Annotated in this window: 15 protein-coding genes; 6 read left to right on the forward strand and 9 right to left on the reverse strand. The window is 71.1% G+C overall.

Translation table 11 applies throughout. From position 1 onward, the window contains the following. The first annotated feature begins 50 nt into the window (after positions 1–50). Positions 51–815 carry a type I methionyl aminopeptidase gene (gene map, locus HNR14_RS19990; RefSeq protein ID WP_021758180.1) on the forward strand — a complete coding sequence of 255 codons (765 nt, stop codon included), beginning with the start codon at positions 51–53 and terminating at the stop codon, positions 813–815. A 12-nt stretch (positions 816–827) separates the two neighbouring features. Here map and trmD read toward each other — a convergent pair whose 3' ends face one another. Together trmD and HNR14_RS20000 are read right to left on the reverse strand one after the other, a co-directional pair. After that, positions 828–1514 carry a tRNA (guanosine(37)-N1)-methyltransferase TrmD gene (gene trmD / locus HNR14_RS19995; protein ID WP_179702355.1) on the reverse strand — a complete coding sequence of 229 codons (687 nt, stop codon included), beginning with the start codon at positions 1512–1514 and terminating at the stop codon, positions 828–830. Between the two features lie 10 nt (positions 1515–1524). Then, positions 1525–2745, reverse strand: a complete 1221-nt coding sequence (locus HNR14_RS20000) for an MFS transporter (protein ID WP_218876034.1) — start codon at positions 2743–2745, stop codon at positions 1525–1527. Between the two features lie 89 nt (positions 2746–2834). Between HNR14_RS20000 and HNR14_RS20005 the strand changes: the two genes are divergently transcribed. Further along, positions 2835–3497 (forward strand): GntR family transcriptional regulator, encoded by a 663-nt coding sequence (locus tag HNR14_RS20005; protein WP_021758177.1) that lies wholly within the window; start codon positions 2835–2837, stop codon positions 3495–3497. Positions 3498–3550: 53 nt separating this feature from the next. On the opposite strand, the gene rimM is transcribed toward HNR14_RS20005, so the two are convergent. Genes rimM through rpsP form a run of 3 tightly spaced genes read right to left on the reverse strand, consistent with a single transcriptional unit; the run spans position 3551 to position 4929 of the window. Beyond that, positions 3551–4216: a ribosome maturation factor RimM gene (rimM, locus tag HNR14_RS20010; RefSeq protein WP_179702356.1), complete on the reverse strand. Its 666-nt coding sequence runs from the start codon at positions 4214–4216 to the stop codon at positions 3551–3553. 1 nt (position 4217) lies between these two features. Continuing rightward, positions 4218–4448: an RNA-binding protein gene (locus tag HNR14_RS20015; RefSeq protein WP_021758175.1), complete on the reverse strand. Its 231-nt coding sequence runs from the start codon at positions 4446–4448 to the stop codon at positions 4218–4220. Positions 4449–4452: 4 nt separating this feature from the next. Beyond that, entirely contained in the window at positions 4453–4929 is a 477-nt protein-coding gene (gene rpsP, locus HNR14_RS20020; RefSeq protein ID WP_021758174.1) for a 30S ribosomal protein S16, read from the reverse strand. 183 nt (positions 4930–5112) lie between these two features. Between rpsP and HNR14_RS20025 the strand changes: the two genes are divergently transcribed. The 3 genes from HNR14_RS20025 (at position 5113) to HNR14_RS20035 (ending at position 7815) form a co-directional block, all read left to right on the forward strand. Further along, positions 5113–6249, forward strand: coding sequence for a glutamate--cysteine ligase (locus HNR14_RS20025; protein ID WP_179702357.1), 1137 nt, complete (start codon positions 5113–5115; stop codon positions 6247–6249). A 65-nt stretch (positions 6250–6314) separates the two neighbouring features. Next, positions 6315–7022, forward strand: coding sequence for an SGNH/GDSL hydrolase family protein (locus HNR14_RS20030; RefSeq protein ID WP_179702358.1), 708 nt, complete (start codon positions 6315–6317; stop codon positions 7020–7022). An 88-nt stretch (positions 7023–7110) separates the two neighbouring features. Continuing rightward, a complete protein-coding gene (locus HNR14_RS20035; RefSeq protein ID WP_343064553.1) occupies positions 7111–7815 on the forward strand; it encodes an SGNH/GDSL hydrolase family protein in 705 nt (234 codons plus the stop codon). A gap of 19 nt (positions 7816–7834) precedes the next feature. Here the strand turns inward: HNR14_RS20035 and ffh are convergent, their stop codons facing one another. From ffh to ftsY, 3 genes are read right to left on the reverse strand one after another with little or no spacing between them, the layout of a single operon-like run. Then, positions 7835–9403, reverse strand: a complete 1569-nt coding sequence (ffh, locus tag HNR14_RS20040) for a signal recognition particle protein (protein ID WP_179702359.1) — start codon at positions 9401–9403, stop codon at positions 7835–7837. Between the two features lie 32 nt (positions 9404–9435). Then, a complete protein-coding gene (locus HNR14_RS20045) occupies positions 9436–9936 on the reverse strand; it encodes a DUF2004 domain-containing protein (protein WP_021763464.1) in 501 nt (166 codons plus the stop codon). A gap of 10 nt (positions 9937–9946) precedes the next feature. Continuing rightward, a complete protein-coding gene (gene ftsY, locus HNR14_RS20050; RefSeq protein ID WP_179702360.1) occupies positions 9947–10822 on the reverse strand; it encodes a signal recognition particle-docking protein FtsY in 876 nt (291 codons plus the stop codon). Positions 10823–10852: 30 nt separating this feature from the next. Here ftsY and HNR14_RS20055 point away from each other — a divergent pair, with 30 nt between their 5' ends. Then, complete coding sequence (locus HNR14_RS20055; protein ID WP_179702361.1) at positions 10853–11623, forward strand: CHAD domain-containing protein; 771 nt, start codon at positions 10853–10855, stop codon at positions 11621–11623. Positions 11624–11640: 17 nt separating this feature from the next. On the opposite strand, the gene HNR14_RS20060 is transcribed toward HNR14_RS20055, so the two are convergent. Next, on the reverse strand, positions 11641–11952 hold the full coding sequence (locus HNR14_RS20060; RefSeq protein WP_179702362.1) for a hypothetical protein: 312 nt from the start codon (positions 11950–11952) through the stop codon (positions 11641–11643). Positions 11953–11963: the final 11 nt, after the last annotated feature.

The following is an 11963-nucleotide window of genomic DNA, read 5'->3' on the forward strand; positions in this document are numbered from 1 at the left end:
GGGACGCACCGGGCGCACGACGCGCGCCGCGACTGGAGGAGGACGCACCCGTGATCGAGCTGAGGACCCCCGCCGAGATCGAGCAGATGCGACCCGCCGGCCGGTTCGTGGCCGAGGTGCTGGCCGAGACCGCCGCCGCCGCGAAGGTCGGCGTCAACCTCCTGGAGCTCGACCGCATCGCCCACGACCTCATCCGCCGCCGCGGGGCGGAGTCCTGCTACATCGACTACCACCCCTCGTTCGGCGCCAGCCCGTTCGGCAAGGTGATCTGCACCTCGGTGAACGACGCGGTGCTGCACGGCCTCCCGCACGACTACCGCCTGCGCGACGGCGACCTCCTGAGCCTGGACTTCGCGGCGAGCGTCGACGGCTGGGTCGCCGACTCGGCCGTCTCGATCGTGGTGGGCTCGGCGCGCGACGAGGATCTGCGCCTCATCGACACCACTCGCCGCGCCCTCACGGCCGGCATCGCCGCCGCGCAGCCCGGTGGCCGGATCGGCGACATCTCGGCCGCGATCGCCGCGGTGGCGCACGCGGAGGGCTACTCGATCAACACGCAGTTCGGCGGCCACGGCGTCGGGCGCACCATGCACGGCGACCCGCACGTGCCCAACGACGGCCGCGCCGGCCGCGGGTTCCCGCTGAAGCCGGGCCTCGTCATCGCGATCGAGCCGTGGTTCCTCGAGACCACGGACGAGATCTTCACGGACCCGGACGGCTGGACCCTGCGCAGCGCGGACGGCTCGCGCGGCGCCCATTCCGAGCACACCGTCGCCATCACCGCGGACGGCCCGCTTGTGCTCTCCGCCCCGTAAGGAACGGGGAGGCTACGGCAGGAGGTCCGGGCGCACCCGGCGGGTGCGCTCGAGCTGCTGCTCGTGACGCCAGGTCGCGATCGCGCCGTGATTGCCCGAGAGCAGGACGGGCGGCACGGCGTGGCCGCGCCATTCGGCGGGCTTCGTGTAGCTCGGGTACTCCAGGAGCCCGTCCTCGTGCGACTCCTGCACCAGGCTCTCCGGGTTGCCCACGACACCCGGGATGAGCCGGCCGACGGCCTCGATCATGGCCATCGTGGCCACCTCGCCGCCGTTGAGGACGTAGTCCCCGATGCTCATCAGCCGCACTCGGGCGCGCGCGGCCGTGTCGTCGAACACGCGCTGGTCGATGCCCTCGTACCGGCCGCAGCCGAACACGAGGTGCTGCTCCTGGGCGAGCTCGCGGGCGATCGCCTGGGTGAAGACCTCTCCTGCCGGCGAGGGGAAGATCACGACCGGATCGTCCGCGCCGTCGCCGAGGACGTGGTCCAGCGCCTCACCCCAGGGCTCGGGCTTCATCACCATGCCGGCGCCGCCGCCGTACGGCGTGTCGTCGACGGTGCGGTGCCGGTCGTGGGTGTGGTCGCGCAGATCGTGGACGCCCAGCTCGATGATCCCGGACAGCCGGGCCTTGCCGAGGAGGGAGATGTCCAGCACATCGAAGAACGTCGGGAAGATCGTGACGATGTCGATGCGCATGGAGACGAGTCTATTCGGGCACGACGGCCAGCTCCCGATCGCGCGGGACGAGCGGGGTCGCCACGGCCGGGCAGAGCGCGACGAGCGCGAACGCGACCGGATAGCCGAGCCAGCCGATCAGGCCGCCGACGGCCGGCCCGACGACGGACGCGGCCAGGAACTGCCCCGTGTTCTGCGCGCCGAGCGCGCGTCCCGACCAGAACGGCCCGGCGATCTCGGCCACCGAGGTGTAGGCGAGGCCGTTGTCGGCCACGGTGACGATCGCCGCGACGATCAGGATCACCGCGGCGGGCACCGAGCCCAGCGCGGAGGCGGCGGCCATCAGCAGCATCACCGCGACGGCGGTGAGCGACACCCAGCGCAAGGGACGCAGGTGGCTGCCCACCCGGTCGCTCAGCACGCCCACCCCGATCCTCCCGATCGCGCCGGCGAACTGGCTCACGCCGATCACGATGCCGGCCGCCAGCGACGAGAAGTGCAGCTGGGTCACCAGCCACACCAGCCCGAACGTCGAGACGGTGAACTGCGGGACGACCAGCAGCATGGAGACCGAGTGGATGCGCCACAGCAACGACGTCTCGCGGTACGGCCGCCACGCGGCCTGACGGTGCGGGGTCTCCCCCGCCGCCGATGTGCGGGGCGGGCGGGGCGGGTCGACGATCCCCACGGCGCACAGCACGGCGGAGACCGCGCACAGCACGGTGGGCACGACGAGCGCGGCGGCGATCCCCCCGCTGGCTGCGAGCAGCGGGATGGAGAGCGCGGCGATGGCGACGCCGAGGGGCTGGCACATCTGGCGGATGCCCATGGCGAGTCCGCGGCGCTCCTTCGGGAACCAGCCGATCACCACGCGGCCGCTCGCGGCGTTGGGGCTGGCCGCCGCCATCCCGCCGAGCAGGAAGAACGCGCCGAGCGCGAGGTACGACGACACGAACATCGCGCCGAACCCGGCGAGGGCCGTGAGCGCCAGTCCCGAGGCGATCACCCAGCGCTCGCCGATCCGGTCGCTCAGCGCTCCCCACGCGATCAGGGTGAGGACGAGCCCGAGCGTCGGGGCCGACGCCAGGAGACCGGCCTGGGCGAGGCTCAGCCCGCGCTCGCTGTGCAGGAGCGGGATGAGGAACGCCGGCGTCGACACGAACACCGTGGAGCTCGCCTGGGCGAGTACGCCGAAGCCGAGCATCAGCCAGGGGCGGGGCTGGCGCAGGCCGGATCGTTGAATGACGGGCATCATGCGGTATACCCTAGTGGTATACCAAGCTGGTGCGCCAAATCGGTACGCCAGAATGGATGTAGCGCCCCGCGTTCCGAGAGGACTCCATGACCGAGCAGCCGACCGCATACGAGCGCCTGCGCGCCGAGATCCTCGACCTCGACCGCGTCCCCGGATCCCGCCTCACCGAACGCGGGCTGGAGACCGATCTCGGTGTCTCCCGCACCCCGCTGCGGGCCGCCCTTCAGCGTCTGGAGAGCGAAGGCCTGGTCGAACGCGACGGCCGCGCGTGGCAGGTCTCCCCCATCGACCTGGGTGAGATCGCCCGCCTCAGCGAGCTCCGCGATGCGCTCGAGACGGCGGCCGTGCGACTGACCTGCGCGCGCGCGTCCGACGACGGCATCGCCGCCCTCGCCGAGCGACTGGGCGGGTACGACCTCGGGCGCACGCACGAGGACGCGATCGGAGCGGGCACCGGATTCCACGTCCGGCTCGCCGCCCTCAGCGGCAACCACTTCTTCGCCGACTCGGTGGACTCCGCCATGACCCGGCTGGCCCGCACCCGCTGGCTGGAGGTGCGCAGCGAGGAGTCGCGGCGGACGGCCTGGGAGGAGCACCGGCGCATCGTCGAACTCGTCGCCGCGCGCGACGCGGACGCCGCGGCCGAGCACATCCACCGGCACATCGTCGCCACCCACGAACGGCTGGCGAACGCCCTGGGCTCCGACGCCCGCGGCCTGCGGGCACGCGGCCTCGCGATCGTCGGCTGACACGCGAAGAGCCCCGACCAACGGGTCGGGGCTCTTCGCAGTGCGTGGTGGGATCAGTCCTCGGTGGACGTCTCCTCGGGAGCGGCTTCCTCGGCGGGAGCATCGCTTTCCGCGGACTCCTCGACCTTCTCGGCCTCCTCGTCGTCCGGGAGCTCTTCGAAGAGCCCGGGCGGCGGAGTGAGGGTGACGGTTCCGGCGGCCAGGTCGACCTCCGGCACGATCGCCTTCACGAACGGCACGAGGACCTCGCCCGTGTCGGTCTTGATCGCCAGCAGATCCTGCGCCGGGAAGTGGTCGACCCGGGCGACCGTGCCGACCGGATCGCCGTCGCGGACGGCGCTCAGCCCGACCAGCTGGTGGTCGTACCAGGCGTCCGGCTCCTCGGGGAGCTCCTTGACGTCCTGACTGACCCACAGGATGGCCTTGACCAGCGTCTCGGCCTCCGTGCGGTCGTCGACGCCCTCGAAGAACCCGACCGCGTGGCCGTTGTACCAACGCAGTTCGATGAGCTTCAGCGTCTTGCCGTGCCACTTGGATGCCGTGGGCACCTGGAGGGTGAACTCGGCGCCGGGGACGAACCGTTTCTCCGGCTCGTCCGTGAACAGCTCCAGCTTGAGGGCTCCCTTGAGCCCGTGCGCCTTCGTGAGCCGGCCGATGCGGAGCTCGGTCTGATCCGGCCGCGGGGCGACGTCCTTGCGGGGCAGCTTGTGGTCGGCCACCTCAGTCGTCGACGACGTCGACGCGGACGCGCCGGCCGTCGGCCAGCGCGGACACGAGCGTGCGGAGCGCCTTGGCCGTGCGGCCGGAGCGGCCGATCACCCGGCCGAGGTCCTCGGGATTCACACGAATCTCGAGGACCTCGCCACGCGGCGAACCTTTGGCCACGACGTGCACGTCGTCCGGGTGGTCGACGATGCCCTTGACCAGATGCGTGAGCGCGGGTGCGAGCAAGGTGTTACGCCTTCTCGCCGTCGGCGTCGGCGACGATCTCTTCGGCCTCGGCGACGACCTCGGCCTCAGCGGCCTCCTCGGCCTCGACCTCGGCCTCGACGACGGCCTCGGCCTCGGCGACGACCGGCTTCTCGGCCTTCGGCTTGAGGACGGGCTTCTTCTTGTCGTCGGCGACGAACGCGACCTTCTCGTCGGCCGTCTTCACGGTCGAGACGGCGTTCTTGTCGCCCTTGAACTTGCCCCAGTCGCCGGTGAGCTTGAGGAGCACGAGCACCTGCTCGGACGGCTGAGCGCCGACGCTGAGCCAGTACTGAGCGCGGTCGGAGTCGACCTCGATGCGCGAGGGCTCCTCGGTCGGGTGGTACAGACCGATCTCCTCGATGACGCGACCGTCGCGCTTGGTGCGCGAGTCGGCGACGACGATGCGGTAGTAGGGAGCGCGGATCTTGCCGAGGCGCTTCAGACGGATTTTGACAGCCACAATTCTCCAGTGTTGATGAGTGCGTTTCGTCGAACTGACTGCCGTGGGCGTGGGGGCACACTCGGCAGGAGGTCTATTGGTATTCCGCCGAACCGGATAGAGGGTCGGGTAAGGCGGAACTCAACTAGCTATTCTGTCAGATACTGCCCTGCTTTGAACAATCGGACGGACGGGACGACACCCTTGCAGATCGAATTCTCGGAGTCCGAGCGCTCCACCGTCGGCATCGAATGGGAGATCGCCCTCGTGGACGGCGCCACCGGCGACCTCGTCCAGATCGCCGACGAGGTGCTCCGCGAGCTCGGGACGCCCGACGGGCGCGAGCACCCGCAGATCACCCACGAGCTCCTCCTGAACACGGTGGAGCTGGTGAGCCGCGTGCACCGGACCGTGCCCGCGGCGGTCGCCGATCTGCAGGAGCTGATCGGGCTGGTGCGGGAGGTGACCGACCCGCTCGGCGTGGAACTGCTCTGCGCGGGGACGCATCCCTTCGCCCAGTGGTACGACCAGAAGGTCACCCCGAACGAGCGTTACGACCGCCTGCTCGACCGTACGCAGTGGTGGGGACGCCAGATGATGATCTGGGGCGTGCACGTGCACGTCGGCATCGACGAGCGCGACAAGGCGCTGCCGATCGTGAACGGCCTGCTCAGCTACTACCCGCACCTGCAGGCACTCAGCGCGTCGAGCCCGTACTGGGCGGGCGCCGCCACCGGATACGCCTCGAACCGCGCCCTGATGTTCCAGCAGCTGCCCACCGCCGGTCTGCCCTGGCAGTTCGGCTCCTGGGCCAACTACGAGGAGTACGTGCAGGATCTGGTGACCACTGGTGTCGTCACCGACCACTCCGAGGTGCGGTGGGACATCCGCCCGTCGCCCAAGTGGGGCACCGTCGAGATGCGCGCGTGCGACGGGCTCTCCACGACCGACGAGGTCGGCGCGGTCGCCGCCCTGATCCACTGCCTGACCGACCGGATGTCCGGCGATCTCGACGAGGGCGTGGAGCCGGTGACCCTGCAGCCGTGGTTCGTGCGCGAGAACAAGTGGCGCGCCGCGCGCTACGGTCTCGACGCCGAGATCATCGTGGCGCCCGACGGCAGCGAGCGGCTGGTCTCGGAGTCGCTGCGCGAGCTCGTGGACGAGCTGCAGCCGACCGCCGAGCGCCTCGGCTGCGAAGAGGAATTGAGAGGCGTGCTGCGCATCCTGGACGGCGGCGCCAGCTATCAGCGACAGCTCGCCGTCGCCGCGGCGAACGGCGGCAGCCTGCAGGCCGTCGTCAGCTCGCTGACCCACGAGCTGCGCAGCGGACTGACCCGATGATCGCGCACAGCGACGTCCGGGGACGCCCATAGCGGGCGCATAGGATCCGTTCCTACGCTGGCAGCATGTTCGCTCACCGCCCGCTCGCCGCATTCGCCGCCGCCGTCACCGTGGCGACGGTCGGGGCGCTGGTGCTGAGCGGATGCTCCTCCACGGTGCCGCTGGCCGCGATCGGAACGGCCATACCGGACGCGCACGCGCGGGTGGCCGTGATCGGCGACTCCATCGAGGCCGGGCTCGGCCTGACGGCGGGCGAGGCCTGGCCCGAACTGCTCGCCGTCGATCGGCGATGGGCGCTGGACAACCTCAGCGTCTCCGGCGCCGGCTTCGTGGCGACCGGTTCGAGCGGCGACACCTTCGACGCCCAGGTGGACGCAGCGATAGCCGACAAGGCCCAGCTGGTGCTCGTCGGCGCCTCCGACAACGACCTCGGCCAGGACCTGGACTCCGTCTCGGCCGCGATGGCGACCGCCATCGGCCGGATCCGGGCGGCACTCCCCCAGGCCAGGATCGTCGGCTATGACGCGCTCTCCGGCGCCGCCTCGGACGACGAGCTCGCTCCGCTCGACGCCGCGCTCGAGACCGCGGTGACGTCGGACGGCGGCGTCTGGATCGATCTGGGCGAGCCCTACCGCGGGCAGGACGGCCTCGTGCAGGCGGACGGCGAGCATCCCACCGTCGCCGGCCAGCAGGCCATCGCCGCGGTCGCTCTGAGCCGCCTGGACGACCTGGTGGAGGCGCGAGCGACACGCGCGGCGGCAGCGACGAGCTGATCGTCCCGAATCCGCGCCTGACCGGGTGTTCGGACGCGCCGAAGCGCACTCAGCATTCACGCAACTTCGACGCTCTATCCTGCACTTCGTGCAGAACACCCGCCCGCGCGCGCGTCGCCCCCTGAGGCTCGCGCTCACCCTCGCTGCCCTGACCGTGGCCGCCACCGCTCTGGCGGGCTGCGCGGCGACCGCCCGACCCGTCGCGGCCGAGGCCGCTGCCGCTCCCGCGGCGCAGCAGCGCCCGTCCGCGGTCGCCATCGGGGACTCCATCGCGTTCGGCAAGGGTGTCGGCCCCGGCGAGTCCTGGCCTGCCATCGTCGCGGAGCAGCACGGATGGCGCCTTGACGACCTGGCCGTCTCGGGCTCGGGCTTCGTGAAGGCGGGCTGGAACGGCACCACGTACCGCGATCAGGTGGCGAGCGCCCTCAAGCTGCACCCGCAGTTCATCCTCATCGCGGCCACACGCAACGATCGCGATCAGGACCCGGCCGCCGTGACGGCCTCCGCCGACCGACTGCTCGGCGAGCTGCGCGACACGTTCCCGCACGCGCACATCATCGGGATCACCGGCATCTGGGGAGCCGACGCGCAGCCGGCCACCCTGGACCGCGTCGACGACATCGTCCGAGCCGCCGTCAGCGACGTCGACGGGGACTTCCTCGACCTCGGCAGCCCGCTCCAGGGCAAAGCCGATCTGCTGCAGGCGGACGGGATCCACCCGAACGCCGCGGGTCAGCGGGCGGTCGCAGCCCGCGTCGAGAGCCGCCTGGCGCCGCTCGCCGCGACGCTCTAGTGCCTCAGCCCACTCGCGCCTAGCGGCCCAGGAACTTCTGCAGCGAGGCCAGCTCTTCCTCGGAGGGGCCGCCCTTCTGGGCTCCCCCGCCGCCGAGTCCGAAGCCGCTGCCCGCGGCCGCCGACGTGGCGTTCGGGTCGACGCCCGAGGCGAGGGCGGCGTTCTCTGCCGCGCGCTTCGCCGGGTTACCGGAGCGCGAGCCCTTCTTCTTCTTGGCCTGCGGCTTGCGCCCACCGAAACCGGCGCCCGGGATCGGGCCCATGCCGGGGACGTTCGGGACGCCGCCCTTGGCGACGGTCTTCATCATCTTCGCGGCCTGCTCGAAGCGGTTGACGAGCTGGTTGACCTCGGTGACGGTGGTGCCGGAGCCCTTCGCGATGCGGAGGCGGCGCGAACCGTTGAGGAGCTTCGGGGTGGTGCGCTCGGCCTTCGTCATCGACTGGATGATGGCCTCGGTGCGCACGATCTCGCGCTCGTCGAAGTTGTCGAGCTGCTGCTTCATCGCGCCGGCGCCGGGCAGCATGCCCATCATCTTCTTGATGGAGCCCATGTTGCGCAGCTGCTGCATCTGCTTGAGGAAGTCGTCGAGCGTGAAGGTGTCGGTCGCGAACTTCTCGGCGACCTTGCGCGCCTCCTCCTCGTCGAAGGCCTCCTGGGCCTGCTCGATGAGCGTGAGGATGTCGCCGAGGTCGAGGATGCGCGACGCCATGCGGTCGGGGTGGAACGGCTCGAAGTCGTCCAGCCCCTCACCGGTGGAGGCGAAGATGATCGGGCGGCCGGTGATGGAGGCGACCGACAGGGCCGCGCCACCGCGCGCGTCGCCGTCGAGCTTGGAGAGCACGACGCCGGTGAAGTCGACGCCGTCCTGGAAGGCCTTGGCCGTCGCGACGGCGTCCTGACCGATCATCGCGTCGATGACGAACAGCACCTCGTCCGGGTCCGTCGCCTTCCGGATGTCGGCGGCCTGCTTCATCAGCTCGGCATCCACGCCCAGACGACCGGCGGTGTCGATGACGACCGTGTCGTACTGCTTGGTCTCGGCGAACTTCAGCGCGTCCTTCGCGACCTTCACCGGGTTGCCGACGCCGTTTCCAGGCTCGGGCGCGTAGACCGGGACACCGGCCTGCTCGCCGACGATCTGCAGCTGGTTCACGGCGTTGGGGCGCTGGAGGTCGGCCGCGACGAGGAGCGGCGTGTGGCCGTCCTTGATGAGCCACTTGCCGAGCTTGCCGGCGAGGGTCGTCTTACCGGCGCCCTGGAGGCCCGCGAGCATGATGACCGTCGGCGGCTTCTTGGCGAACTGCAGCCGGCGCTGCTCGCCGCCGAGAATGGCGACGAGCTCCTCGTTGACGATCTGGACGACCTGCTGGGCGGGGTTGAGCGCCTTGTTGACGTCGTCGCTCAGCGCACGCTCACGGACCTTGCCGGTGAACTCCTTGACCACGTCGAGGGCGACGTCGGCGTCGAGCAGGGCCCGACGGATCTCACGGACGGTGCCGTCGACGTCCGCCGGCGACAGCTTGCCCTTGGTGCGCAGGTTCTTGAAGGTGTCCGCGAGACGGTCGGACAGCGTGCCGAAAGTAGCCATGATCCGACAAGTCTACCGGGCGCGGCAGAGTGTCAGCCCTGCGTGTCGACCGCCACGACGTCGCCGCGCACGTCGAACGCGACCGTCAGGATCGCGTCGGTGTCGTCGGGGCTGATCGAGTAGTCGAACGTGGCGAAGACCTCGTCCTCGCCCGCGTCGTCCGGCTGGAGGACGACGTGCAGCAGCTGCAGCGACCGCAGGACGTCGACGGCGATGTCGCCCGAGTTGTGCACCAGGAGGTCGACGAGGCTCTCGCCCAGGCTGTCGACGTGCTGGTCGATGTACGTGGAGGTCGCCGACTGCCGCGAGCTGAGCTCGGCGACGAGCGCATCCCGTGCCCGCGCGTCGAAGCCTTCCAGCGCCTGGATCAGCGCGGCGGCCGAGTCGAGCGCGTACTCGGTGACGGCCGTCTCGTCGTCGGCCAGCAGCTCCACCTCCACGGCCTGGTCGGCCATCTCGACGGTGTCCGACCAGGCGAGGCCGCCGGACGCGGTCTCGTCGATCACTCCGAAGTAGTCGTGCTCGATCGCCATGACGGGCCTCCTAGCCGACCAGCTGCTGCGCGAAGACGTGCGGGGTGAAGCCGGTGAGGTCGTTGATCCCCTCGCCCTGGCCGACCAGCTTGATCGGGATCCCGGTGCGCTCCTGCACCGCGAGCACGAAGCCGCCCTTGGCCGAGCCGTCGAGCTTCGTGAGCACGAGGCCGGTGACCCCGGCGTGCTCGAGGAACGCCTCCGCCTGCGCGAGGCCGTTCTGCCCCGTCGTGGCGTCGAGTACGAGCAGCACCTCCGAGATCGGCGCCTGCTTCTCGACGACGCGCTTGATCTTGGAGAGCTCGTCCATCAGGCCGCCCTTGGTCTGCAGGCGGCCGGCGGTGTCGATGATCACGATCTCGGTGCCGTCGTTCTTGGCCTTCTCGACCGTCTGGAACGCGACCGAGGCCGGGTCCTGCCCCTGCTGCTGCGGCCGGACGATGGAGGCGCCCGCGCGCTCCGCCCAGGTGGCGAGCTGCTCGACCGCGGCGGCGCGGAAGGTGTCGGCCGCACCCACGACCACCGTGCGGTCGTACGTGCGCAGGAACTTGGCGAATTTGCCGATGGTGGTGGTCTTGCCGACCCCGTTCACGCCGACGACCAGGACGATCGCGGGGCGCTCGCTGAGCTTCAGGGTGGTGTCGAGCCGGGAGAGCCGCTCCTCGAGCGTCTCGCGCAGCATGCGCTGGAGGTCGGCGGGGTCGGTGGTGTGATAGCGCTCCACCTTGGCGCGGAGGTCGTCGACGATCGCCTCGGTCACGTCCGGCCCGAAGTCGGCGGTGATGAGTGCCGCCTCCAGGTCGTCCCAGGTGTTCTCGTCGATGGTCTTCTTGGCGAACAGCCCGCGGAGGGCGCCCGACAAGGACCAGGGGGTGCGGTCTGCCATGCCACTCAGACTAGTTGCTAGCGTGGGGCCATGTTCTCCCTCGTGGCGGTGTCGGCCGAGCTCGCCGAGCAGCTCGTGGCGATCGAGTCCGGCGGGGAGGACGCCGTGCACCAGGCGCGGACGCGCGTCCGGCGCCTCCGCAGCGTGCTCTCGGTCTACCGGAAGGCGTTCGACGCCGAGGAGACCCGGCGGCTGCGCGGGCGTCTGAAGACGCTCGGGACGCGACTCGGCGAGGTGCGCGACCGGGAGGTCAGGGCCGACGCGCTGGACGACCTGCTCCGCGCGGACGACGACCCGGCGGTGATCGACCGCGTCGAGGCGCTGGCGGCGCGCGCACGCGCCGACCACGGGCACGAGCTGGCCGCATTGCTGGAGCACCTGCGCGGCCGGGCGCAGCGCCGGCTGCTGGCCGACCTCCAGGCGTTCGTCGCGGACCCGCCCCTCACCTCCACCGGGCGGAAGCATCCGCGCAAGATCACCCGACACGGCCTCGCGAAAGCCGTGCAGCGCGTCCACGCCGCCCACGGCGAGTCCCTCGACGAGCGGCACGCGACGCGCAAGGCCGCCCGCCGGCTGCGCTACGCGGCGGACGCCGTGACCGACGACCTCGGGCGCGACGCCGTGCGCCTGGCGTCTGCGGCGGAGGCGGTCCAGGATGCGCTCGGGTCGCATCGCGATGACACGCTGCTCGCGACGTTCCTGCGCGAGCACGGGCTCGACGCGGCCGCCGTGCGCTGCGAGCGGCGCGCGGGCGAGGCGCTCGACGGGCTGGACGGGAAGCTCGCCGCGATCGGCCTCTGACGGACGCGACGGCCGCGTCAGCGAGAGGTACCGCGCGGGCCCTCGTCCTGGCCGAGCCGGAACGTGTGCTGCGGAGAACGCACGGCCAGCCGGTCCAGGTACGCCATGACGATCGACGCGGCGATCAGGGCCGGACCGAGCACCGGCATCGCGCCGGTCACGATCTGGAGCACGGTCTGGACGGTCACGGCGAGTCCCTGATCGACGCCGTTGGCACCGCTCCCGCCGGACCAGGCGCCGTAGACGATCGCGGGCACCACCAGGTTCAGCACGGTCGACGCGACGGTCAGACCGATCCCCCACCACAGGACGACTTTCGGGCGCAGCATCGCGTCCCCCC

Origin of the sequence: Leifsonia naganoensis, from assembly GCF_013410615.1 — a bacterium.
GTDB lineage: Bacteria > Actinomycetota > Actinomycetes > Actinomycetales > Microbacteriaceae > Leifsonia > Leifsonia aquatica.